The 24,386-nt window shown below is 66.3% G+C and carries 15 protein-coding genes; 3 read left to right on the top strand and 12 right to left on the bottom strand.

Features of this window, described 5'->3' with window-relative positions; genetic code table 11:
- The 6 genes from AKJ09_RS26960 to AKJ09_RS26935 all read right to left on the bottom strand — a co-directional run bounded on the left by AKJ09_RS26960 (position 1) and on the right by AKJ09_RS26935 (position 9,178).
- A complete protein-coding gene (locus AKJ09_RS26960) occupies positions 1-972 on the bottom strand; it encodes a CE1 family esterase (RefSeq protein ID WP_146650610.1) in 972 nt (323 codons plus the stop codon).
- Positions 973-1,064: 92 nt separating this feature from the next.
- Positions 1,065-1,670: a polysaccharide biosynthesis/export family protein gene (locus tag AKJ09_RS26955; protein WP_169927894.1), complete on the bottom strand. Its 606-nt coding sequence runs from the start codon at positions 1,668-1,670 to the stop codon at positions 1,065-1,067.
- Between the two features lie 356 nt (positions 1,671-2,026).
- Complete coding sequence (locus tag AKJ09_RS26950) at positions 2,027-3,685, bottom strand: glycosyltransferase (RefSeq protein ID WP_169927893.1); 1,659 nt, start codon at positions 3,683-3,685, stop codon at positions 2,027-2,029.
- A 103-nt stretch (positions 3,686-3,788) separates the two neighbouring features.
- Entirely contained in the window at positions 3,789-5,048 is a 1,260-nt protein-coding gene (locus tag AKJ09_RS26945; RefSeq protein WP_146650604.1) for a carboxylate--amine ligase, read from the bottom strand.
- 21 nt (positions 5,049-5,069) lie between these two features.
- Positions 5,070-8,327, bottom strand: coding sequence for an acyltransferase family protein (locus tag AKJ09_RS26940; RefSeq protein ID WP_146650602.1), 3,258 nt, complete (start codon positions 8,325-8,327; stop codon positions 5,070-5,072).
- A 2-nt stretch (positions 8,328-8,329) separates the two neighbouring features.
- The gene (locus AKJ09_RS26935) at positions 8,330-9,178 is read right to left on the bottom strand and encodes a serine/threonine-protein kinase (RefSeq protein ID WP_169927892.1); all 849 of its coding nucleotides are present in this window, start codon (positions 9,176-9,178) and stop codon (positions 8,330-8,332) included.
- Positions 9,179-9,316: 138 nt separating this feature from the next.
- Here AKJ09_RS26935 and AKJ09_RS26930 point away from each other — a divergent pair, with 138 nt between their 5' ends.
- Both AKJ09_RS26930 and AKJ09_RS26925 read left to right on the top strand, forming a co-directional pair.
- Positions 9,317-10,984, top strand: a complete 1,668-nt coding sequence (locus tag AKJ09_RS26930; protein WP_169927891.1) for a flippase — start codon at positions 9,317-9,319, stop codon at positions 10,982-10,984.
- Positions 10,985-11,060: 76 nt separating this feature from the next.
- Positions 11,061-12,839 (top strand): FG-GAP repeat domain-containing protein, encoded by a 1,779-nt coding sequence (locus AKJ09_RS26925; RefSeq protein WP_146650597.1) that lies wholly within the window; start codon positions 11,061-11,063, stop codon positions 12,837-12,839.
- A gap of 228 nt (positions 12,840-13,067) precedes the next feature.
- Here the strand turns inward: AKJ09_RS26925 and AKJ09_RS26920 are convergent, their stop codons facing one another.
- Both AKJ09_RS26920 and AKJ09_RS26915 read right to left on the bottom strand, forming a co-directional pair.
- A complete protein-coding gene (locus tag AKJ09_RS26920) occupies positions 13,068-14,942 on the bottom strand; it encodes an IgGFc-binding protein (RefSeq protein ID WP_146650595.1) in 1,875 nt (624 codons plus the stop codon).
- 146 nt (positions 14,943-15,088) lie between these two features.
- Positions 15,089-16,372 carry a hypothetical protein gene (locus AKJ09_RS26915; protein ID WP_146650593.1) on the bottom strand — a complete coding sequence of 428 codons (1,284 nt, stop codon included), beginning with the start codon at positions 16,370-16,372 and terminating at the stop codon, positions 15,089-15,091.
- 152 nt (positions 16,373-16,524) lie between these two features.
- Between AKJ09_RS26915 and AKJ09_RS26910 the strand changes: the two genes are divergently transcribed.
- A complete protein-coding gene (locus tag AKJ09_RS26910) occupies positions 16,525-18,165 on the top strand; it encodes a vWA domain-containing protein (protein ID WP_146650591.1) in 1,641 nt (546 codons plus the stop codon).
- A 108-nt stretch (positions 18,166-18,273) separates the two neighbouring features.
- Here the strand turns inward: AKJ09_RS26910 and AKJ09_RS26905 are convergent, their stop codons facing one another.
- The 4 genes from AKJ09_RS26905 to AKJ09_RS26890 form a co-directional block, all read right to left on the bottom strand.
- Positions 18,274-19,587 carry an inositol-3-phosphate synthase gene (locus tag AKJ09_RS26905; RefSeq protein ID WP_146650589.1) on the bottom strand — a complete coding sequence of 438 codons (1,314 nt, stop codon included), beginning with the start codon at positions 19,585-19,587 and terminating at the stop codon, positions 18,274-18,276.
- A gap of 79 nt (positions 19,588-19,666) precedes the next feature.
- Positions 19,667-20,641, bottom strand: a complete 975-nt coding sequence (locus AKJ09_RS26900; protein ID WP_169927890.1) for an NAD-dependent epimerase/dehydratase family protein — start codon at positions 20,639-20,641, stop codon at positions 19,667-19,669.
- A 153-nt stretch (positions 20,642-20,794) separates the two neighbouring features.
- Positions 20,795-22,339 (bottom strand): GumC domain-containing protein, encoded by a 1,545-nt coding sequence (locus tag AKJ09_RS26895; protein ID WP_146650585.1) that lies wholly within the window; start codon positions 22,337-22,339, stop codon positions 20,795-20,797.
- 67 nt (positions 22,340-22,406) lie between these two features.
- Entirely contained in the window at positions 22,407-24,308 is a 1,902-nt protein-coding gene (locus AKJ09_RS26890) for a serine/threonine-protein kinase (RefSeq protein WP_146650583.1), read from the bottom strand.
- Between the last annotated feature and the right edge of the window lie 78 nt (positions 24,309-24,386).

Here is a 24,386-nt window from a genome sequence, read left to right as displayed (position 1 = left end):
TCACTTCTGCGAGGTGAAGAAGTTCCAGGTCACCGGCGCAGCGGATGCCCAGATCGTGTGCTGCATGCCGGGGATCGCGCAGTAGACCTCGGGCTTCGCGCAGCCCTTGTACTGCTGGCACGGGCTCGGATCGTAGGCTTCGGTTGCCGACTGGCAGCCGTCGGCCGCGCGCCAGAAGTCACGCGCCTTCTGCCCTTCCGAGGGCGGTACGGTCGTGTCGGCGAGGCCTTGCACCTGCAGCGCGGCGAGCTGCTTGGCGTTGCACTTGAGCTGGCCCTGGGCGTCGTATTCGGTGCCTTCGATGCCCCATGGCCCGCCGCCCGAGTGCGTGGCGATCGCGCGCCAGGTCGACTTGCTCCGGCACACCATCTGGTTGACGAAGTAGGCGCCGCGCGAGAAACCAGTCGCGTAGACGCGCGCCGCGTCGGCACACGCGTTCTTCGTCAGCTCGGCGACGACGGCGTCGATGAACGCCGTGTCACGCGCGAGGCCGGCCGTCGTATCGCAATCCCACGTCTTGTTCAGACCATCGGGGTAGACGATGATCGCGCCTTCCTTCGTCTCCGCTTCGATCTTGAAGCTCTTGCGAAGGCCGGTGCCGTCGCCGCCGTCGCCGTGGAACGCGAAGATCAGCGGGTAGGTCTTCTTTCCGTCGAACGTGGACGGAACGTAGAGCTGATAGGTGCGGTTCGAACCACCGACCGAGATGGTCTTCGCGGAGACGCCGGGAGCCAGGCTCTCGCCGGCGCTGGTGCACGAGGGGCCCGAGTTGGGATCGGACCCGGGATCGGTACCGGAATCGCCGCTGGATCCGGGGTTCGTGCTCGGATTGCCGGTGGTGCTGGTGCCTCCGCCATCGGGAGAGGCAGCGGCTCCACCATCGTCGTCACCACCGCACGCGGCGAGGGACACGACCGAAGCAATGATCAGGGAGGAAGCAAAAGCGAACGAGCGAACTGCAAAGGACCGCACGCTAGCGATGCTAGTCACGCAACGGGCGCGAAGCCACCGTCCTAAGCGCTCCGATGACTATGTGCGACGAAGAAGGGTGCGATGCTTGTAGGCTATTCGACGACGACGACGTCACCCGGCTGCAACAAGAAGTGGATGCTCTTCGGGTCAGCCGAACGGAGATCGTTGTAGCGGAAGCGTACGCGCTGCGGCAGCGACTTGCGAATGACGAAGACCTTGTCGCTGTCCGCGTAGTCACTCAGGCCGCCGGCGGCAGCCAGTGCGTGGAGCACGTTCGCGCCCGGCTCCAGCTGGAACACGCCGGAGTTTCGTACCTCACCGACCACGGACACCTTGAGCTCCGCGCCCTGCTCGATCATCACCGTGACCGACGGCGCGACGACGACCTGCTTGAGGCGTTCCTGGATCTCGCCGGCGAGCTGCGCGGGGCGCTTGCCTCGTGCCGAGACCTCACCGATGACCGGCATGGCGATCTTGCCGTCGGCGCGAACCTTCTCGCGCGTGGAGAGCGGCTCCTGGTTGAAGACGCGCACGTTGACCATGTCGCCGTCGGCGATGACGACGTCACCTGACGAGCCCGACTGAGCCGGCAGGCTGTCCGCCCAGACGAAGGGCCCCGTCGCTGCGCAACCGCCGAGCGTGACGAGCCCAGCGAGCACGAACGAAGCCGCGAACGACGCGAAGGTACGAGACGTCATGGGGCGCCCATCATACACAGGGCCGCGCGGGAGGTAAGGGCTGAAGGCGCGGCGCTTGGCGATGCGTTTGCAGGCTTGCGCCCGCGATTCTCTCAGCCCCGTAGCCCCAATGCCGTTCGGATAAACCGACATCCGTTAACCACCGATGGATTCGACCCGAGATTTTTCACAGGAAGGTCGGAAGGTCGGAAGGTTTTGGGGGGCGGAGAGGGAGAGTCGTGCGACACGGCGTCGGCACCGGGGCATTCAATTGCCCAGCAAGCGCAGTTTGGCGCTCTACGCGGGGCTATTGATCAATCCTTCCGATCTTCCGACCTTCCTGTGAAAATTCTGCCTCTCCGAACGGCATTGCCACGCTACCCCGCCAACTGGTTCTTCGACGAGGACGGGTCGGTGGACGCGACGCCGTTCTCGGTGCCGGGCCACGCCTTGCGCGCGACCACGTGCGGCACAGGCGCCTCGACGATCGACCTCGGCGGCACACTGCGGTTCACGACACAGCCCGCCATGATCTTCGTGCCCTCGCCTATGACGAGTGGGCCAAAAAGTGTCGCTCCGACACCGATGTGGACGTCGCGTTCGACGAGCGGAGCGCCCGGCGCTTTCGTGTCGGGGTCGAGGCCATAACCGAGCGTCACGTTCTGGTAGAGGATCGAGCCCGCGCGCACCTTGGCCGCGTAGCTGATGGCGAGACCGAAGCCGTGCACGATGACGGTGCCCGGTTCGAGCTCGGCGTCCCAGTGGATGTCCGAGGCGAACGCGTGACGAATGAGGCGCGACATGAACTGCGCGCCGAGGCCGAGGTTCGCGTCGCGGAAGAAGCGCATCACGCGGTAGGCGACCATGAGCTGGTAGCCGATCTTGCGAACGGCATCGCTCGCGATCTCCTTCGAACTCGCGTTGGGGATGACCGCGCCTTCTTCGAGGCGGTAGTCGTACTTCTCCTGGTAGACGCGGATCATCCGGTTGTCTTCGCGGATGTCGTCGAGCATGCGCTTGAGAGGCGAGCCGCCTGCGCCGCCCTTGCCAATGAGGGCGATGCCGCGCTTGAACTCGCGATATTCACGCGCGACGTCGATCGCGCTGCCCGTCTCCTCGCGCACGCCGCGGTAGTATTGGATGCCGTAGACGAGCGTGGCGCCGGCGAGAGCCACCGGCTCGAGACCGATCTTGTCGAAGGCCGACGCCGTTCGGATCGCGACGTTCGCGAGCAGGCCGGCAGGACCGGGCGACGCGAGACCGAACGCGAGGATCGGTCGCGACACCGGATTGATGTTCGGTAGGTGGCGCCAGGGCTGCGAGTCGAGGTGGTCCTTGTGCTTCTTGCCGACCTTCGTCTGGTAGACGCCATCGCGGTACGCGCGGTCCATCCACTTCTTCATCGAGGTCCAGTCGGACCCGTGCATGCTCTCCGCTTCGTCCGCGTAGGTGAAGTGCGCGCCCGCCTTCTCGAAGCGAATGCCGATCTCTTCGTCTTCGAGGGCGCGGAACTGCGCGTCGAAGCCGCCGACCTTCAGGAACAGCTCACGCGGGAACGACACGTTGCCCGTGTAGACGTTGTGGCCCCTCACCGGTCGCTCGCCCGAGGCATACGCATCTCCGTCGCGCGCGAGAGCACGTGCGTAGAAGCGCTCGAAGAGGGGCATGTCGGCGAGCTTCGCATCGGGACGAAGTCGACCGAGCACGACGGTGTTCTCCTGACGGTGCCCCGCGAGGTGCTTCTCGAGGAAGGTCGGCTTGATCTGCATGTCGTCGTCGATGACGACGATGATCTTGCCGCGCGCGAGCTCCACGCCCTTCTGGCGAGCCGCCGCAGCGCCGCTGTTGATCTGGCGCTCGATGCGCAGCGCGTAGTTCGTCTTCAGATCGGCGAGCTTGCGCGCCGTGTCCTCCATCGAGCCGTCGTCGACGGCGATGACCTCGAACGTCGAAGGGGCGAGCGTCTGCTCGTCGAACTGCTGGAGCAGGCGTCTCAGCGAGTCGGCTCGGTTGTACGTCGCAATGACGACGCTCACGCGGATGCTGCCTGAGGCCTCGCTTCCAAACCGGTCTTCGAATCGCATCTCGGGTGCCTTCAAGTGTGGCAAGAGTCGGGCCGCACGCCAAGTGCGCGGAGGCTCAGCGGTTGAGCACGAAGCTCCGCACGAAGCTGCGGGGATGCTTCGCGAAGTGGGAGACCCACTGCATGGCGTCGATCATCGCGGGCTTCTGGTCTTCGGGATCCCGCACCGCATCGGTGGCCGCCGAGCGGTGGTCGGCGTACCACTTGCGCCAGCGCTTGACGTCGGAGCGGGACATCTGCCCCGAGAGGCCCTGGAGCGTGAGCACCAGGTCGAGCATCGTCTTGTGGCAGTAAACTTCGCGGCCCGTTGCCTTCCAGCTCTGGGCCTTGTCGAGCTCGCGGCTCAGCATCGAGCGATCGCTCCGCGCGGCGTGCCACACGAGGAGCGGCAGGCGCAGACCGCGCGCCACGTCGAACCCCATCTGGCTGTAGAAGCGCGGGTTGAAGTCGATGAGGAGGCGGCGATCGCCCATCACGATGAACTCGGACTCGAAGGCGCCGTGGTAGCCGATGTGCTTGCAGAGGGCCTGGAGCTTGTCGAGCAGCGCGAGTTCGACCTCGCGGCCCTCGAAGCAGAGACCGATGCCGACCTTGCGCGGACGCTGCAGCACCTTCATCGCGGCGCGCGCGACGAACTCGCCATCCTTCGAGACAAAGCCCGACACGCTGAAGATGTTCGTCTCCGCCGCGGTCAGGTACTCCTGGACCATCGGCTCGGCGATGCCGGGGTGCTTGTCGGTGAGGACCTTGTTGAAGCGCGCCATCGACCGATAGCGCTCGAGCTCGGGGCCGAGCGACGCGCGGTCCTCCACGATGATGCCTTTGACGCCGCCCTCCATGAAGATCTGCGTGCGCGGCTTGAGCAGCACGGGGAACTTCAAACGAGAGACGATGGGAGAATTGGCGCCTTCGGGACCGAGGTCGTGCGTCTCGGGAACTTCGATGCCGACGGCCGCGCAAGCTTCGTGGAGACGTGACTTGTCGAGCAGCGTGGCGATGACCGCTTCGCTCGGTGAGTACATCTCGTAGTGCTTGCCGAGCCGATCGCGGTGCTCGGCGAAGAGCCACGAGAGATGATCGTTCGGCGGATAGAGCAGCGTGCCGGGATGCCGCTCGCCCCACTGCACGAGCCAGTCGACGAGGTCGTTCGGACTCTTGATCGACGGATGCGAGAGCTTCCGCGTCACCCAGCGCGAGTAGAGGCCTCGCGCCTGCGGATTGTCGTCCGCCATGGTGACATCGATGCCGTTCTTACCGTAGCAACGCGCGGCGGCCAGCGTGCCGTAGTAGTCCGCGCCGAGAAGGAGCACGCTCATGGCATTCACCCGTCACGACCTTCAGTCGTGGAACCGTCCCTTGAGCTTCAAGAACGGAGTTTCGAAGAATCGGAAGCTGATGGTCGCGACCACGTAGATGATCGCGATGCAGCCGAGGATGACGCCCGTATCGAGCGCCATCTGCGTGGCCACCGGCATGCCCACGTGCATCTTCTCGAGCCGCGGCACGAGCAGGACGACGAGCGGCCAGTGGAAGATGTACATGCCGTAGCTGACCTTCCCGCACGCCACGAGCGGGCGCCACGAGAGGAACGCTCGGGTCTTCTCGCCGATCTGCTCGTCGGCGCAGAGCGAGATGGTGCTCGCGAAGAAGAGAGCGAGCGTGACGTAGCCCACGCCCATGATGCGGCGATCGTAGTCGTTGAGGCCGTGCGCGAGGACATAGAGGCCCGCGAGCGCGACTGCGGTGGAGACGAAGATCGGGAAGCGCAGGCGGCGCCAAGCGATCGACACCGGATGCGAGACTTCGCGCTGCGTGACCGCGACGAAGGCGCCGAGCAGCAGGCCATCGGCACGGGTGAACGTCGCTCGGTAAACGAACTTCGCGATGCCGTTCGTGTCGTGCAGCAGGTCCGCGACGGCGGAGATCTGCGCGCCCTTGAAGACGAGCAGGCCACGGAGCATCACCACCGCAGGCACGAGCACGAGGATGGTCGGAATGAGCTTCTTCCGCGAGACCATCAGCGCGACGATCGGCCAGACGAAGTAGAACTGCTCCTCGATCGCGAGCGACCAGAAGTGCGCGGTCCAGCGCAGCACCTCGTCGTCGAAGGCGAGCGTGTAGTTCTGCATGTAGAGCCAGTACGACGGCCCCGGGATCCAGCCTGTGCCGAGCGCGAGCCCGATGATCGTGCCGACGATGATGAACGCGTAGTAGAGCGGGAAGATGCGCAGCACACGGCGCATCCAGAAGCTCTTCATGCGCGTGCCGAGCGGCTTCTTCGACGGTGTCACGAGACCGCGCGTGATGAGGTAGCCCGAGAGCACGAAGAAGAGGTCGACGCCCGTCCAGCCCGACCAGAGGAAGGCATGGACGTGCGTGGCGATCTTGTCGATGAACGTGGTGGCTGGCACGCCGTCGTCGCCCGGGAAGGTCCACGCGAAGTGGAACATCAGGACGAGGAGCACCGCGATGCCGCGCATGCCGTCGAGCGTGGGGATCGCCCGCGCCTCGGCGCCCTTGAGGGCGGCCCTCGCGGAGTCGTCGAGCGGCGCCTCTTCTTCGAGGGCGATCGGCGAGAGATCCTCGAACGACTCGTGGTCTCGGACGATGCCGCGGAACGCGCCGCCGATGACGAGGCCGAACGCGAGCACCATCACGATGTCGATGCCGAGCAGGCCCGCAGGCAAGGACTTGCCGAGCTCACCGAGGGCGGTGAAGAGCGTCGCGCCGTCGGTCATCTCGCGGCCGAGAATGTCGCGATGAACGACCGGCGCCGACGTTCGCAGGCGCATGCCGTTCTCGAGCTTCTCGAAGCCGAGGCTCGAGATGTACGCATCGTCGGCCTCGTTGACGTCGACCGTCTCGACGATGAGGTCGCTCTTTCGCTCGCCGAGGCTGTACTGGTAGTCCCACTTGTCGTGGCCCGGCGAGAAGACGCCGCGCGGCTCGAGCTTCGCGACGTGGCGATCGTTTTTGCCGAGGAGATCTTCGGTGGGGCGCTGCGCGAAGTACGGCGTGGCACCGGCGGCGGCGACGGCCATGCGGAGCTCGGGCGGCGTGGTCTCGCGGATGAGGATGCCGAGGCGCGTGTAGTTCGCCTCGTCTTTGTACTGCGCGGCGTTCTGCGTGGCCCACTGCGCGAACGGCAACAGATGCGCAGGCAGCCACACGATGGCCATCAGCGCGAGCGCGGCAGCCGTGACCGTGTGCTGCTTGCCGACGCGACGGCGAAGAGCGGTGAGGCCCTGCGCGATGCCTTCACGCATGTCACGCAGGCGCAGGAGCGCGCCGGCGAACACGAGCGCGCCGCCGATGGCGAAGGCCTTCTTGCTGAAGGTGATCGTGGCGGCGATGCCCTGCTCCGGGAACTTCTTCGCGAAGACGTTCAGCGCGACGAGGAGCAGGCCGCAGCCGACGAGCGCGATCGAGAGCCGGCGTGCGAAGAGCTGGCTCGATTCCTTGTCCGCCGAGGCGACGACCTGCGAGAGGACGACGGCGACCAGCACGATGAGCGCCGGCATGCCGATGCACATGTAGCGGTTCGCGTAGAGCATCCACTCCCACGCGTCGCCGCCGACGTACGTGGCGTAGCCGATCTGCGCCGCGAAGAGCGTGCCGAGAAGGACCTGCCGGCGCAGCAGCTTGTTCTTCGCGATCTTCTCGAGGCCCGAGCGCGTGAGGAGCTCACGATCGAAGCCGAGGTTCGCGAGCACGATGCTGACGGGGACCGCCAGGTGCATCGTGAGGACTTCCAGCGCCACGAACGCACCGCGCTTGATGCGCGCGAGCGCCGAGATTTTGTAGAGCTTGAGGAAGTACGTGTTCGGCAGCGACTCGTGGAAGTACGCCTTGCGGAACAGCGTCTGCCCGCCCACCGCCGTGCCGGCGAACGCGCCGATGCACGCCGCGAAGACGAAGCGGCGCGAGCAGGTCAGAAAGCCATAGAGGCAGATGAGGCCCACGGGCACGACCGAGTCGCTGCGAATGAGCAGCGCGCCGGCCGTCAGGGCCCCCATCAGGAGTGAACGCGGGAGGCTGAACTCGTCTTCGTTCTCGAGCACGAGCCAGAGCAGCGTGTAGACGAAGAGCGCGAGCGCGCCGACTTCCATGCCGCGCAGCGTCCAGAAGACGAGCGGATAGTCGAACAGCGTTGCCGCGAGCACCGCCACGGGCACCCACGGCGCATCGACGATCTTGCGTGCGATCTTCGAGACCACGAGTCCCGTCGCGAGAAGGATCGCGACCCCCGTGAGCATGATGAAGAGCGACACCTTGGACTCGGAGAGCCCAAGCGTGTGCGCGACGCTCATCCAGAGAACCCAGAGCAGGTTCGTGAAGCCTTCGATGGGCGGCTCGCCGACGTTCCAGACGAGGCCGTCGCCCGCCGCGAGATGCCGCGCGTAGCGCATCGAGATCATCGCGTCTTCGAAGAGGACGAAGTACCGCGTGCCACCGATCGAGAAGCTCGTTCGGAGGATGAACAGCGCGTAGAACGCAAGCGCAACGCCGGCCACCGCGAGTCGGGCTCGCGTGCTGGTGGCGTTCGTGGCGTTTGCGGCTCGTACTGCGCGTTTTGCTTCTGCGCCGTCGGCCATGTTTACGAAGCTCCCGCGACCAATCCTGTAAGCTCGTCCAGCATCTGCTGGGCGTTGCCGTACCGCTCCGAAGGCCGACGACGAAGTGATTTCGCAATCGCGCGTTCGAAGCCCTTGGCGAGTGTGTCGTCACGTCCCGTGGTGAGCGGCCGCGCTTCCTGTTGGAGCTTCTCGCGGAGGCTCTCACGCGTGTCGAAAGGCAGGGCTCCGGTGACCGCTCGGTACAGGATTGTCCCGACCGAGTAGACGTCGGAGGACTCGGTGACCCGTCGTGCGTCGAGCAGCTGCTCGGGCGCCATGTAGGGGACGGTGCCGATCGCCGCATGCATCGAGGTCAGGCTGCTGGTCTTGCTGCCTGGCTTCTTCACGCGGCTGAGGTTGAAATCGAAGATCACGGCGTGCCACCCGTTCGGGTTCGGCCGCAAGATCACGTTTTCCGGCTTGATGTCGCGATGAATGATGCCCACCGATTGCATTTCCGCTACGCCGCTCAGGACACCGACTCCAAGCCCAATCGCGTCCTCGATCGAGAAACGCGCCCGCTTGAAGAGATCCGAGAGGAGCTCCCCGTCGATGTATTCCATGACCAATGCCATCCCGAAGGGCGGCCCGGTCAGGAACTCGAACATGCGGGCAATATGAGGGCTTTGAAGTCGCGAGAGCGCCCACGCCTCGCGGCGGAAACGTTCGACGCTCTCCCTCGAGACCGCGGCCTCGGGGTGGAGCACCTTGATCGCAACTCGCGCGCCATTGTCGTTGCGACGCGCGAGCCACACCACGCCGAAGGCCCCCGACCCGAGCAATGACTCGAGTACGTAGACTCCAATCTGGGAGCCAGGGGCTAGTTGCACGGATGACATGCTACGCGGACCTCGTCTCCGAAGCGACCCTCTTAACGGGTGACTTCGCCGTGATAGGCCCGTGTCGGTCGTCTTGGCCCGCTTCCGACCAGCTTCGACCAGCACCGAGGTGGCCGGGAGGTGGTAGCGTTGGCGGGGGTCGATTTCGGCCCCGAGCCGAAGCGGCGCCACGACTCGCCGATCAACCGAGACAAGATGGACAGCGGACCGCGCGCAACGAGCGCACAAAAGGCACAGATCCCACAGATTGCCGAGCGCGCGGGGCAGCACGAGAACGACCAGCACGCCGAGAACGCCGATGCCGGGCAGGCGCACGGGACGGCGCATGTCGCGTCGCGCGAAGGAAGCCTTGCATTTCGCAACGCTCTCAAGCTCGCCACGTCGATGGTCCTGACGTGGGGCGTCGCCCTCATCGTCACGTTCAAGCTCCCCAAGTACCTCGGCCCCGTTTTCTACGGTTACTACAAGTACGGCGACCAGTTCGCGGCCTCCCTGGCGGTCTTTCTGAGCCTAGGGGTAGACACGTACATCTCGCGCGAGATCGCGATCCGGCCCAAGCACGCCAGCGACTTCTTCCTCGGCGTGATGCTCTCGCGCGCGCTCGTCCTCGTGCCGCTCTTTGGTTACGGGTTCTTCAGCCTCAGTCACAAGCTGCCCGAGGAGCAGATCGCTGGCGCCCTCTTCGGCATCGCGTACCTGTTCACCGCGATGAACCAGACCTTCCAGCAGGCGCTGCAAGCCGCCTCGAAGGTCGGGGGGCTCGCCGTGGCCAACGTCGTCGCCAAGGTGCTCTGGGGCGGCGGGACCTTTGCGGCCGTGACGTTCAACGCGCCGTTCTGGGTGCTGCCCATGCCCATGGTCGTCGCCGAAGGACTCAAGGCGACGTTCCTCTTCCTTGCTACGCGGGAGGCCGTGGACCTGAAATTGCGCTTCGACGCGGCCGCGACCCGCGAAGTGCTCAAGGTCTCGTTTCCGTTCTTCATCGCCAACGTGGCGGTGACGCTCGGCTCGACCATCGACGTCGTCATTCTCCGCTCGCTCGTGCCCGCCGGATCCGAAGAGGTGGGCTGGTACGGAGCGGCCCGTGAGATCGCGCGACTGTCGGCGCTGCTCTCGCCCATCATGAGCGGCGTGCTCATTCCCATGATGAGCCGCGCCAAGGCTCGCAACGAGGACGACTTCTACAAGATCCTTCGAAGAGGATTCGAGGGCGTGAACGTCGTTTCGTTGCCGCTCACGCTGATGCTCGCGCTCGGCGCGGAGTACTGGATCCACATCACCATCAAGGACAAGTTCCTGCCCGCCGCGGGGAGCCTGGCCTGGCTCGCTCCGACCTTCGTGTTCGCGTACGCCAACGTGCTGCTCTGGCTGGCGCTCATGATCCTCGATCGGTCCTGGACCATCACGGTCATCTCGATCGCGGGATTGGTGCTGCTGCCGGTCTTGGTCGTGCTCGCCGTCCCGATCACCTCGAAGTGGGGACCGGGCGGCGCCGGCACCGGCGTGGCGATGGCGCTGTCGCTTCGCGAGCTCATCATCATGTTCACGTTCCTTGCCGTGCTTCGAGACCGCGCGCTCGATCGGCGGGGGATCCTGTCGAGCGTGAAGTCGCTCGCGATCTGCGCCGTCGTGGCGGCCGCGGATTGGAAGGTCGCGCACCTGGGCATCCATCCCGCCGTGAGGCTCGCGGGGGATGCGGGGCTTTACGGCCTGCTCGCCGTCGTGACCGGCGTGCTCCGGCCGAGCGACGCGAAGGCCGTCCTCAAGATGGTCAAGGATCGGAAGAAGGCCGCGTAGAGGCGGGTGGCCGTCCCGGCGGTCTGGATTCGGAACGGTCGTGCGGGGATCGGCGAGGTTGAGATACCATCGAGCGATGCGGCGAATCGTTGGCCTCTTCGTTCAAGCGATGTCGCTGGGCTTGGTGTTCGTTGCGAGCTGCTCGAGCAGCGACTCGAGCCCTGGCGACGCTCTGGGCGAAGACGGAGGCGTGACGTCGAACAACGGCAACGGCAACGGCGACGCGAGCGGGAGCACCGACGCGTCGAGCAACACCGACGGCACGAACGACGCCGCGAGCGGCCCTGCGCCGAGGCTCGTCGCGCCGCTCTCGACGACCACCGTCACGTCGCAACGACCTTCACTGCGCTGGCAAATGCCGTCCGGCGCGAGCGGCGCGGCCGTCGAGCTCTGCGCGGATCGCGCATGCACGAAGCACGTCGGAACGGCGACGGTCGACGCGTCCGGCACGCGCGCGATCCCCGACCAACCGCTTCCGAAAGGCGTGGTCTACTGGCGTGTGAGCGCGGGCGGCGCGGTGAGCCGCACCTGGGAATTCTCGGTGGGCTCGCGCAGCGGAGGCGCCGTCGACACGAGCTGGGGCTCGATGCTCGACGTCGACGGTGACGGCTACGCGGAGATCGCGACGGGGAGCGGAAACAACACGGCCGTCAAAGGAGGGGTTTACCTCTTCGCGGGCGGAAAGAACGGCATTGCGAAGGACGCGATGCCGACGATCCTTCAAGGCGGCTCGTCCTGGTTCGGCAACGCCGTCGCTTCGAGCGACGTCAATGGAGACGGCTATGCCGATCTCATCGTCGGTTCGTCCATCGAGCGACGCGTCTATGCCTTCTACGGGAGCGCGACGGGCATGTCCGCGAGCGCGACGCCGGATATCGTCGGCGCCTCGGTCGCGGGTACGACTGTCGCCGGGGTCGGCTACGCCGTCGCTCCCGCGGGGGACGTCGACGGGGACGGCTACGCCGATATCCTCGTGGGCGATCCCTCTGCCAACCAAGGATATGGCCTCGCCTTCGTCTTCTACGGGAGCGAAACCGGACTCAAGGACAACCCGACGACACTGAATCCCAAGACCACAGATGTCCGGTTCGGATGCAGTGTGGCCGCGGGGGACATCAACGGCGACGGCTTGCCGGACCTCGTCGTCGGCGCCGAGCGAACCTCGACGGGCCGCGTGTACATCTACAGGGGACAGGCGGGCGGAACGTTCGAGGGCCCCGTGATTCTGAAGGGCCCGGGGCCGACCAACATCAATTACAGTTTCGGACATGCGGTGGCGAACGCGGGGGACGTCAACGGCGATGGCTATTCGGATTTGATTGTCGGCGCACCGCAAGACGGCGATCCCTCCGGCGGAGGAGGAGGCTCGGGGCGCGCGTATCTTTATTCGGGCGGCGCCGGCGGGATCGCGGCGGACGCAACGCCCGTTGCGCTCATCGGCGAAACCGGCCCCGTGCCCGGTGACCCGAGGATCGCGTTCGGCAAAGCCGTCGCGGGTCTCGGAGACGTCGACGGCGACGGATACGACGATATCGGCGTCGGCGCGCCGAACTACTACGGCGAGCTCGGACGCGCCTACGTCTTCGCGGGAGGGGCCGGCGGAATCACCGCACAAACGGCGCCCATCAAGCTCGAGCTCCCCAATCATCAATCCGAACTGGCCTCTTCACTCCACGGTCAAGACGTGGACGGTGACGGGCATTCGGACATCGTTGCAGGCAGTCATCCCTCCTACGACGGAGAAACGGCTCGCCTCTTTCTCTTCATGGGCGGCAGCACGTTGTCCGCATCGAGCACGCCCGTCGTCTTCGTGGACAATCGGACCGGCGGAACGATGGGCCAGTGCGTGTATTGAGCGCCTCGTCCCCAGGATTTCGTGCGACTTGCCTGCCGCTCGGCCAGCGGTGACGGGTTGCCGAGCGCCAGAGCGTCGGGGGAGCGCGTCCGAACGAGCCGAGCAAGCGCCTGAGCGCTGGGGGACGCTCTCTGAGCGCTGGGGGACGCTCTCTGAGCGCGCTCAGGCCTACTCCACCCGCGCTCAGGCCTATTCCACCCGCGCTCAGGCCTATTCCACCCGCGTTTTCTAGGGCGAGGTCGTGGGGACGGTCACCTGGTTGATGGCCCACACGCCGGCGCCGGCGGGGTAAGCGTAGCTCACGGCCTGGGAGTAGAGCCCGCCGCAGACGCTCCCCGAGCAGCCAAAGGAACTGCCGGAGGCGGCGCTCCCCCAACCCCAGACCGTCAGACCGAACATCCCGTTGGACTTGATCGTGTGGATGCCGTTGTCGCAGCCGTTCTGCCCCTTGAAGTTCCCGGTCACGAGGTCGAGCCGCGCGTACTCGTAATCGCCGGCCGCGCCGACGGGCGCCCAGCCGGTGATGGTGCCCGCGCAGTCGAGCGACACGTCCTCGAACTGGCCCTGGCCCGTGCCCTTGCCTCGGACGAGGATCAGGTTCGTCTCCGGGTACGTGGGATCGGTGAAGAACGTGTACGACGAGCGGTACTGCTGCGGCGGGATCACGTTGACGAACTCCGGATCGCCGCGGCAGTCCGACTGGTCCGGGTTCGTCTCCGCGCAGCCCGTCATGAAGGCGGCCATGTAGAACGGGTGCGTGTCGTCCTGGCTCTTCACCGTGAAGGGCCCGCTGGCCCTGAACTCGAAGAACTCGCCCCGCTCGAGCGCGAGGGGCGCGTCCTTGGGGGGCGCTGGGTCGTAGCTCAGCACCGTGCCATCGACGGCGCCGACGACGCGCCACGGCGGCGACTCCTCTTTCCCGTCGAAGCGGTTCCGGTAGCGTACCGCGACGTACTCGTGGCCAAGCGCCTTCAGCGGCGGAATTTGCTGGTGGGCCGAATCGCACGCGGCGACGTTCGCCGGGATGTTGAGGCACGAGGCGCCCCCCCAGTGCCCGACCGGCTGATCGGCCTCGATGACGCTGCCGATCAGCTCCGCCGGTTGGGAGATCTGGAGGTACTGGCCCTTGTTCAGCGTGTACACCACCGGCTGTTTCGCGGGCGCCGCGCTCACCCCGCCGCCGCCCACGATGGCCACCGTCGGGACGATGGTCACGTGCGTGTTGTCCACGCTGGCCACGATGTCCATCGATGGCGCGGCGTTCGAAACGAGCTGGCTTTGGGCGTACGCGTCGACGGCGATGTAGTTCGTGTCCCAGACCCCCGTGGGGAGTAGCAAGGTGGCGCTGGTCGCCGCCGCGTTGCCCCCGCCGAACGGGAAGATGTCGTAGGCGACGACGGGCGCGCTCGTGGTGATGTGGAACGCGTCGCCGATGCCGGTCTGATTCACCGACGGGTCCTGCGGGTAGCCGACGTTCACCCCCGCTGGACAACGCCCGATCGGGGCGCTCGGGCTGCCGCTGAGGAAGACGACGGCCACCTGTCCCGGCATGAGCTGCCCGTTGGGGAGCGCCTGGTACGTGATGGACTGGCCGGAGCCTTGAGGCAGGTAAGCGATGTTGTCGGGCAGCGTCGTCCCAGCCCGCTCGACCTGGATCGTTATCGGCTGGTTCCAGGCGTTGGTGAGATAGGCGGCGAAGCACGCGCCCTTCGCGTCAGCGATGATATCCGGGGCGACCGCGTAGTACTCGCACCCGATGGAGCTCTTCGCCTGCACGGCCGCTTCGCATGCCGGCATGCACCCGTTCGCCCCGCAGCCCTGCCCCGGCGGGCACATCATGACGAGCTGGTTCTTGCAGTCGACGACGCTGAGTAGGTCGGCCGAGCAGTGCGTATCGCACTTGCCGCCGCTCCCGCCGTCCACTTCGCTCGCGTCCTCGGTCGTCGCGTCGCGAACGCCGCCGTCCACGACGGGCTGGGTTCCGCCGTCCGTGCCGTCCGTGATTACGGGCGTCGGGTCCGCCAACTCGGAGCCGCACGCCGCCGCGATGGCGCCGACCGCCGCGAACAGCACCAGGGTGCGTAAAGAATGGCGAAGCTGCATGGGATCTCCCTCCGAGCGCGAGACGCTTGGTACCACGCAGCTACCCGTAGCGGAACACCCCAAGCCGCCGCCCGACCGCGTCTCGGTCGGACGCCAGTTGGACCCCAGCGTCCTTTGGGCACGCGAGCGGCAGCTCGTTCACGTCGTTAGAAGCGCGCGGGGAGCGGGGTCCAGAGAAGGCCCAGGAAGACCGTGCCCTGCGTGACCGAGCTGAAGCGGATGGCGTTGTCGAACTCTTGGCTGCCGAAGCGGATGCCGAGATCGCCCGAGAGCGTCGGATAGAAGCGGTAACGGAGACTGCTCTCGATTTGGACGATCGAGTACGAGGCGACCGACTGCGGCGTGTTGAAGACTTTTGCGCCCGAGAGTTGGCCGCGGAACGTCGTGCGATCGACCGTGTAGTTCGCAGCGAGCAGGCCCACCATGCGCTCTTCGAGGTTGCCCGAGAACAGGTCGAGCCAGGGTTGCGCCTTTGCGAGGACGCCCACTTGCAGGCGATTGCCGTGGCCCGCGGGGGCGCCGAACGGCGGTGCACCCGGCGGGTACTTCGGCATGCCGTAGCTGTCGTACGTCACGCCCGCAGAGGCCGAGCCGTAGATCGCATAACCCGAGATGTCGTCGCCACCGATCGTGCCGCCCACGATGGCGTCCGTCGCGATCGTGCGCGTCCACCAGTGACGCCAGGTCTGTGAGCCCTCCGCACGGTAGATCTTCGGGCCCTGGCGATCGCCTTCGAAGTCCGTGCTGACGAGGCCACCGCCCACCGTCGTGATGAAACGGTCGGCTCGCGTCGCCGCCACCTCGAGCGCGAGGTTCGCACCAGGCCCCGACGTGAACGCCATCGCGGCTCGGGACTCGCTGTTGGCGCCACCGAATGCGTTGTAGATGAAGCCCGGCGTGAGCGACACGCGTTCGGACAGACGGATCGGCAGGAAGATCATCGTCTGCGCGAAGAGCAGCTGGAAGCGCGCCGTGACCTCCGACGGGATGATCGGGTTCGGATCCGGGGGAGGACCATCCCCCGTCCAAGGCGCCTGCACGAGAAGCGACGTGGTCGTGACCGGACCATACGCCGCGAACTGATAGGCCGACAGGCGCCACCGCGGGCGAACGAGCTCGAGGCCTCCGCCGAAGTTCTGGAGCATCGATATCGGCGTGTCGTTCGGATCCGCCTGATTGACGGTGTCCGGGCTCACCACGGTCGGATCGATGGTCGGCGTGCTGAAGGTGTGGGTGACGACGAATCGCGGCTGGTAGATCGCCACGAAGTGGCTCTGCCCACCCTGCCAGATGAGGTCGTACCGGAGCTGCGGATTGATCTCCGTCTCTTCCGCGGTGACGTCCGTACCCGTTCGCGCGCGCTCCTCCGCACGGATCTGGACGGAGACGTTTTGCCCGACATCCATCGGCACCGGGAAAAACGGGAACATGAGAGAGCCGCACGATACCGGGCTGGTCCTAGGCCGACAAGATGATTGGAGCGGTGCGGTCCTCGCCGCACCTCGCAGGCGGGACATCGTTACCCGCACGCGATGATCGCGACCGGCCTGTAAGGTCGACGTGACGCCCACGTTGTTGCGGTATGCGCCTGACCCGCTCCGTCTTCTCGTGTGGCCTCGCCGTTCCCTTCGTCCTCTCGCTCGTCGCGTGCGGTGGAGGCCACTACGGTACCGTCGCTGCGAATGCGCCGGGCGGTCGCTCCTACGCGCTCGCATCTCCGAGCCAAGCGTTTGCCGGCGCGCCCATGGCCTACCCGCAGCAGGCCGGTCAAGTCGGCGTCGCCGAAGCGGCGCCCGACCCTCTAGGTACCGAGCGCACCGAGCACTTCAAGGACTACGGCGTCAACCCGATGGTCGAGGCGAAGAAGGATCGCCTCTCGACGTTCTCGATCGACGTCGACACGGCCTCGTACTCGTTCGCTCGCCGCACACTGATGCGCGAAGGACGACTCCCGCCGTTCGAAGGCGTGCGCGCCGAGGAGTTCCTCAACTCGTTCGACTACGGCTACGCCGAGCCGACCGCCCCCTCGAAGACGCCCTTCGCCGTCGATTTCGCCGCCGCCCCCTCCCCTCTCGCGCGCGGCCATCACCTGATCCGCGTGGGGGTGCAGGCCAAGCACGTCACGCCCGCCGAGCGCTCGCCCGTCCACCTCGTCTACCTGGTCGACGTCTCCGGATCCATGTCCGCTCCGGATCGCTTGCCGCTCGCACAGAAGAGCCTCAAGCGCCTCACCGAAACACTGAAGCCAGGCGACACCGTTGCCCTCGTGACCTACGCCGGCTCGACACGCATCGTCCTCGAGCCGACGGGCATCGCCAGCAAGGAGCGCATCCTCTCCGCCATCGATTCGCTCTCTTCCGGCGGCAGTACGTCGATGGGCAGCGGCATCCAGCTCGCCTATGACCTCGCCAGCAAGACGCTGGTGAAGGGCCACGTGAACCGCGTCGTCGTGCTCTCGGATGGAGACGCCAACGTCGGAAGCACGAGCCACGAAGAGATCCTGCGCACCATCGCGCAGTACAAGGACAAGGGCATCACGCTCAGCACCGTGGGCTTCGGCTCCGGCAACTACAAAGACGTGATGATGGAGCAGCTCGCCGACAAGGGTGACGGCAACTACTCGTACATCGACGGCGAGGACGAGGCGAAGAAGGTGTTCGTCGATCAGGTCGACGGACTGCTGCAAGTCGTTGCGCGCGACGTGAAGATCCAGGTCGAGTTCGATCCCAACGTGGTGCTCCGCTACCGCCTCATGGGCTACGAAAACCGGGACATCGCCGACAAGGACTTCCGTAACGACAAGGTCGACGCAGGCGAAGTCGGCGCCGGGCACTCGGTGACGGCCCTCTACGACGTCGAGCTCGCTCCCCGGGCGACCTCCTCCCCGCTCACGGTTCGTCTGCGCGCCAAGCCGGCGAAGAACGCCGCGAACGGCGGCTCGGACGTCGCCGTCGAGAGCGCGTTCACGATGTCGCCGAAGAGCGTCTTCCGCACCTTCGACGACGCCCCCGAAAACTTCCGCTTCGCCGTTGCCGTCAGCAGCTTCGCCGAAAAGCTCCGCAAGGCTCCGCAAGCGTCCGATTGGCGCTACGACGACATCGAACGACTCGCGCAGTCGTCGGCTGGCCAGCGAACCGAGCGCGCCGAGCTCGTGCAGATGATTCGCAAGGCGAAGGCGCTGAGCGGAGATCCGTCGCGCACGAACGTCGCCGTCGCGAAGTGATCGTCGTCCTTCGTTTCGCGGAGATGGAACGGCTCGCGGGTGGCCCGGCCAGTTTTCGCTCTGGCCCATGCCACCCGCGCTCCGGACGTCGCCCCGCGATGTCACGCCTCAGTCGTAATACTCGCTCCCCAAGTGGGTAATCAGCTCTTCGCCCATGACCCAGCGGAGCGTGTTCTTCAACTTCTTCAGCTGGATGAAGAGGTCGTGCTCTGGCGTGAGCCCCGGGGCGGCCATCGGACTCTTGAAGTAGAAACTGAGCCACTCCTGAGTGCCGCGCATTCCGGCGCGTGAGGCGAAGTCCATGAACAGCGCGAGGTCGAGGACGATCGGCGCGGCCAGGATGGAGTCACGACAGAGGAAATCGATCTTCAGCTGCATCGGATATCCGAGCCATCCGAAGAGATCGATGTTGTCCCAGCCCTCCTTCGCGTCTCCGCGCGGCGGGTAATACTCGATACGAACCTTGTGATAGAGCTCTTCGTAGAGCGCCGGATAGAGCTTCGGCTGGAAGATGACTTCGAGCGAGCCGAGCTTCGACATCTCTTTCGTCTTGAACGAACCGGGATCGTCGAGAACCTCGCCGTCGCGGTTGCCGAGGATGTTCGTGGAGAACCAGCCGCGGACGCCGAGCATGCGCGCCTTGAGCGCCGGCGCGATGACGGTCTTCATCAGGGTCTGGCCCGTCTTGAAGTCCTTCCCGGCGACGGGAACGTTGCGCTCCTTCGCCAGCTGCCAGACCGCGGGAAAGTCGACGGTGAGGTTCGGCGCGCCGTTGGCGAACGGAACGCCTTCCTTCAGACAAGCCCACGCGTAGATCTGCGAGCTCGAGATGCCCGGATCGTTCGCCAGGAGCCCCTTCTCGAAGGCGGCCACGGACTGATGCACCGCGCCGGGCTCGAGGTAGACCTCGGTCGAGGCGCACCAGACGGCGACCGCGCGATCGCATTCGTTTTGCGTCACGAAGCGGCGAATGTCGTCGCGGACCTGCTCGACGAGGTCGGCCTTCGTCTTTCCCTTCTTCACGTGCGTACCGTTGAGGCGCTTCACGTACGCAGGGTCGAAGACCGCGGACATCGGCTTGATGCGCGAGAGCTCTTCTTTCACCTGGTCGAGGTGACGCCCCTCGAGAACGTTCGCATGGACCGCCGATTCGTAGGCGTTCTCGGGGAAGATGTCCCACCCGCCGAAGACGACGTCGCCGATCGGCGCCAGCGGGAGGAAGTCCATGATGCGCGGCGAGCGCGCGTCCTTCCGCGAGCCCAGACGGATCGTCCCCATCTGCGTCAGCGAACCGATTGGCTTCTCGAGACCTCGTCGCGCGAGGAGTGTTCCCGCGATCGCCGTCGTCGCGACCGCACCCAGACCGGGCAACAAGACGGCGAGCCTGCCTTCCGCAGGACGAATGCTCGATGGCTTCTTCACGTTCGCCTCCGTGACGTCACATCCAGCAAGACCGAGGCCAGTCGACGCGGTAGGCGAACGCGAGCTTGTCGCAACCTCGTTATGAGACCGTTTCCCGCGCGGCATCCGTCCGCGCAAACGCGCCTCGCGATTCACGGTCGAAGAAGTGGGCGATCCGCGCTGCAAACCATGTCACCGTGCGCGCGACGCCGTCTGCGAGCTCGACCGATGGCAGCGGACCGAGGACGTGTGCCGCAGGCAACGCTCCCTCCAAGCTTGGGGTATTCGAGAACGACGCGACCGACCCGTGCGGCGCAGTGTTCCCCTGCACCGTGGCGACGCTGCCCCGCATTGTCGTTCCCGTCACGCCCAAGGTGGTATGCGCCGCTGCCGTCACGATGCGAGCGATCGTTTCGAAGCTCGTCTCTGCGTACCCCGCCAGAAGAGGCGGTGGCCGATGGCTAGCGACGATCGTCCGCACCAGCGTCTCGACGACCTCGTCGACATGAACGACGCGGTACGTGTCCGTGGCGTCGTGTCGACCGCCTTCGAGGGTCTCGCCACGCAACGCTCGGAGCGCGAGCGTGCTGACGACGTGGTCTCCGTCCGGCGCCATCCGAGCGCCGTAGACTGAAGCGTGCCGCACGATACGAACGTCGAGCCCACGCTGCTTCGCGAAGTCCAGGGCGAACGACTCGGCCGAACGAGCTCCATGCCCCCAGCGTTCGGTCGAGGTCACGATGACGAGCCGCGCCCCCGCACGGGCTGCGGCGTCGAGAGCGAGCCTCGTCCCGTCGATGCAGGTCATCGCGGCACCGACGGGGTCTCGGCGGCAGCTCGCGCGAGACGACGGAAGCGCGAGGTGGAAGATGACGTCCACCTTCGCGTCGAAGGCCGAGCGAACGTCGTGCTCCACGAAGGCGAAGCGCGGCTCGAACTTCCAATGCGCGACGTTCGCGTAGCTGCCGCTCGAGAGGTCGTCGACGACGATGACCTCCCGCCCCGCGGCGAGAAGCCGATCACAGAGGTGGGAGCCGACAAGGCCCGCACCACCGAGGATCAGAAAGCGCCGCATGTTTTCTGCTCCGCCCCGGGCGCCCCCGACGTTGCAGCGCCGATGCCAGGCCGAGGCATGCGCCCCCGGCGAAGCGCGACCTCCAAAAGCCACGAGGCCGACCATCCCCGAGGGACGATCGGCCTCGCACTGCGAACGACGGGGTCGCCCGCGTCAGGAGAACGTGGCGAAGACGGGCAATCCGAGGCGGTCGCGCACGTCTCGCGGCTCGTAGAAGATGCCGGAGAAGCGATCAGCAATCGCTGCGACGAGCAGAATCGCGGCGATGGTCGCCAGGAGGCCGATGCCGAGCGCGATGAGAGCCACCGGGCGCTTCGGAGCCGTCGGCACGTCCGCAGGCTGCGTGATCTTGTAGCGGTTCTTGTACGCCGCTTCCGCCGTCTGCAGCTCGACCTGCAGATCCTGCATCTGCTTCACGAGCGTCTGGTACTTGGCCGTGACGGTGTCGAACTGAACCTGTGCATCTTGCACATTCTTCGGCGCCGTAGCCGCCGCGACCTCCGGCGTCTTTTCGGGCACCGCCGGAGCCGGCGTCGTCGCGCGCGGCAGAGCGGCTTTCGCGGCATCCGCTGCCTTCTGCTGCGCCGCCTTCTGCTGCGCGTTCATCTCGGCGAGGATTTCGCGCTCCTGCGCTTTGAGCGATGCGAGCTGCGGCGGATCAGCGCTGGTCGCCGCGATGGTCTGCTTGAGCGCGACGATCTCCGGGTGTCCCTCGGCGAGCGTCTGCCGCTTCTCGATGAGCTGCTGCTCGAGCTCCGTGCTCCGGCGAATCTTCGCTTCGTTCAGCACGGCGATCTGCTGGCGGATGGTATCGAGGCGCGCCTTCAGCGCGGGGTCGGCCTCGGCCGGCGGCTCCGCCCTGTTGCCGACGCCCTGCGGAAGCGCGGGAACGTAGACGTTGGCGCGCTTGTTCGGATCGTTTGCCTTCGTCAGACGAACGAGCTCGGCGGCCGACGCCTCGAGGTCCTTGTGAGCCTGCGAAACGAAGGTCTCCTGGATCTTGAGGCGCGCGGGGATGACGCCGACCTCCGACTGGTAGCGCGCGTCGAGGAAGTTCTTCACCGCCGCGTCGACGATGTCACGTGCGGCCGTCGGCTCCGCCCAATCGAGCTTCACCGTGACCGTCGTTGCGTCGACCCACACCTTGAGGCGCTGCTGGATGTTGCCGACGAGCGCGTCGTACTTGTCTTCGTCCGACGGACCGGCCTTGCCGAGCTTGCGATTGATCTTGTCGATCAGACGACGATGCGGCTGGCGCATGTCGTCCCAGCGCTCGACGAGGTTCTTCTGACGCACGATCGCGATGATGTTGTCGCGCGCGGTAACCTGCTCCTCGTACTCCTTGGCGATGTTCCGCGTCTCCTCGGGGCTGAGGTACTGCTGATTCTGACCGTTGAACGTGTTCGTTCGCTGGACGAGAACGCGCGACTCCACTTCGTACGTGCGCGGCGCGAAGATCGCTCCGAGCACGGTGAGCGCGCCGCAGATCATCATGACGACGGCGGAGAGCCCCTTACGACGCCTCGCCGAACGCGCCGCTTCCGAGATGCGTTCGCGGATCGCGATGTTCGGCCCGTCGTCGTCGTCACCCCCGCCGCCACCCCCGCCCGCAGGACCACCACCGCCGCCACCGGGGCGACCTGGATATTGAAGCTTGGGGTCCGGTCGAAAGAGGGTTGCTTCCTCGATACGAGCCATCGTCTCTCCTCGTCACATACGCGGTCGACTGCGCGCCGAGCGAGCAGTCATGCCGAAAAGCGAACAGTCAGTCCGGCGTCCCGAAGGGGTCGGGCGGCACGGTAGGGGTGGGCTTGGGAGTCTCCGTCGGCGGCTCGTTCGGAGTCGTCGGGGTGTTGGGGGGCTTCGGGGTCACGACCCGCGGCGGGGCCTGACGCCACGTGGGATTCGCGGGCTGTGCCACGACCGGCGGTCGCGCCGGAGCATCGGCATCGGCCTCGGGCGTGAGAATCTTCGTCGTGGGCGTACCGGTGTCCACCACGGAAGGTACGCCCGTGGGAAGCGTGGTCGGGATCGGCGGAGGCAGGGCTGCGCTCGTCGCCGAGACGATCTGCGGCGTGGTCGGAACGGGATCGGCGTCGCCGCCGCCGGCGAGCGGTCCGCGCTTCACGGCGAAGAACGCGATCCCGCCGAGCGCTGCGACGGCGAGCAGACCTGCCATGGCCCACACCGCCAGCGTTCCTCGACGAGCCGTCGCGAGCCCCGCCGGATCGTCGGAGCTCTCTTCGAGCCCGCGCTGGAGCGTGCTGCCGTACGCGGGGATGCTGCCGTCTTGTCCGTCCGGACGCGACGAGCGCATCGGACGAAACGTATCGGGCGACGTCGGAACGCGACGAATCGTTCCGGCGGGGGAAACGGAGGGCGCCGCGGGAGGCGATACGCTCGCCATCGGTCCTCCGCCCATTGGCGGAACCGACACCATCGGAGGCCGAGAAAGTACCGGCGGCTTCGAAGGCGCTCCTGGCCTCATCGCCGGGGTCGCGGCGACCATCTCCGGCACCGAACCGTCGTTTCCGACCATCGCGCCGCCGGCCTCGCGGCCCATGCCGATGAACGTGCCGCCCGATCCGTCCGGGGGCGCGGACACGTGCCGAGTGATCGAGCCGTCGTTGAAGGCCGGCACGAACTTGTCGACCTGCGTGTGCTCGTCGGACGACATCGAGAACGGTCCCGGCGGGATCGTCATCGCACGACCGAGGCCGAGGTTCTCACGAGCCTCGCGAATCGAGCGTCGCATGGCGTCGACCGTCTGCCAGCGGTCTTCCTTCTTGAAACGCAGCGACATGTCGATCGCCGCCGCGAGGGGCGCCGGCAGATCGGGCATGACCATCGAGATCGAGCGCGCCTTCACGGTGGCCGCTGCAAGCAGTCGTGCTTGCACGTTGGCCCCCAGGTGCACGGTCTCGCCGGTGAGGGCCGTGAAGACGGTCGCGCCGAGAGACCAGATGTCGCTTCGGTGATCGACCTTGTCGCGCGAGCCGAGCGCCTGCTCCGGCGACATGAACGACGGCGTGCCGAGCACGAGCCCGAACATCGACAGCTTACTCTGCGACGTGCGGTCGAAGACGCGTGCGACACCGAAATCGAGGAGCTTGAGCGTGTTGTCTTCGCAGATGAAGACGTTCTGGGGCTTCAGATCTCGATGGATGATGCCCGCCGCGTGCACGGCCGAGAGCACATCCATGAGTCGATCGGCGATGTCGAGCGTCTCGACGAGCGGGATCTTGTTGCCCTTGTCCTGACGGAGCTGCTCGAGCGTTCTGCCCTCGAGCAGATCCATGACGAGGAAGACGCACCCGTCGTCGGTCACGCCGTCGTCGAGGACACGGACGATGCCCGTGTGCTTGACGGAGTTCGCAAGGTACCCTTCGCCCAGGAACCGTTCGCAAACGGCCGGGTCGGTACAAAGTGTCGGGTGAAGGATCTTGAGGGCGGCACGCGCGCCATTGCGGTGCGTCACGGCATAGACGGCAGCCATCGAGCCGGAGCCGAGCAGCGCGTCAACGCGCCACTTGCCGCCGATGACTGTCCCCACCCGTCGCTCGGCCTGCTGGTTCACGATCAATCCACTCCCAATCCACGCCCACTCGGCCCACTCGACCGATGCCGCCCGACGCCCCTGCCGCTCAGTGGCCGAGGACGCCGCCATGGCGACTCATACTTGGGCAGCAACGTTAGCACGACGAGTGCCTACCTCACCGAAGCTTACCGTTATCCGGCGTTTCCC

Origin of the sequence: Labilithrix luteola, from assembly GCF_001263205.1 — a bacterium.
Taxonomy (GTDB): domain Bacteria; phylum Myxococcota_A; class Polyangia; order Polyangiales; family Polyangiaceae; genus Labilithrix; species Labilithrix luteola.
This window is presented reverse-complemented; position numbering and strand designations above follow the sequence as displayed.

Excerpts from the sequence above, each read along its gene's own strand:
- AKJ09_RS26955 (WP_169927894.1), bottom strand. The coding sequence starts at position 1,670 with ATGACGTCTCGTACCTTCGCGTCGTTCGCGGCTTCGTTCGTGCTCGCT.
- AKJ09_RS26945 (WP_146650604.1), bottom strand. The coding sequence starts at position 5,048 with ATGAGCGTGCTCCTTCTCGGCGCGGACTACTACGGCACGCTGGCCGCC.
- AKJ09_RS26940 (WP_146650602.1), bottom strand. The coding sequence starts at position 8,327 with ATGGCCGACGGCGCAGAAGCAAAACGCGCAGTACGAGCCGCAAACGCC.
- AKJ09_RS26925 (WP_146650597.1), top strand. The coding sequence starts at position 11,061 with ATGCGGCGAATCGTTGGCCTCTTCGTTCAAGCGATGTCGCTGGGCTTG.
- AKJ09_RS26920 (WP_146650595.1), bottom strand. The coding sequence starts at position 14,942 with ATGCAGCTTCGCCATTCTTTACGCACCCTGGTGCTGTTCGCGGCGGTC.
- AKJ09_RS26915 (WP_146650593.1), bottom strand. The coding sequence starts at position 16,372 with ATGTTCCCGTTTTTCCCGGTGCCGATGGATGTCGGGCAAAACGTCTCC.
- AKJ09_RS26910 (WP_146650591.1), top strand. The coding sequence starts at position 16,525 with ATGCGCCTGACCCGCTCCGTCTTCTCGTGTGGCCTCGCCGTTCCCTTC.
- AKJ09_RS26900 (WP_169927890.1), bottom strand. The coding sequence starts at position 20,641 with ATGCGGCGCTTTCTGATCCTCGGTGGTGCGGGCCTTGTCGGCTCCCAC.
- AKJ09_RS26895 (WP_146650585.1), bottom strand. The coding sequence starts at position 22,339 with ATGGCTCGTATCGAGGAAGCAACCCTCTTTCGACCGGACCCCAAGCTT.
- AKJ09_RS26890 (WP_146650583.1), bottom strand. The coding sequence starts at position 24,308 with ATGGCGGCGTCCTCGGCCACTGAGCGGCAGGGGCGTCGGGCGGCATCG.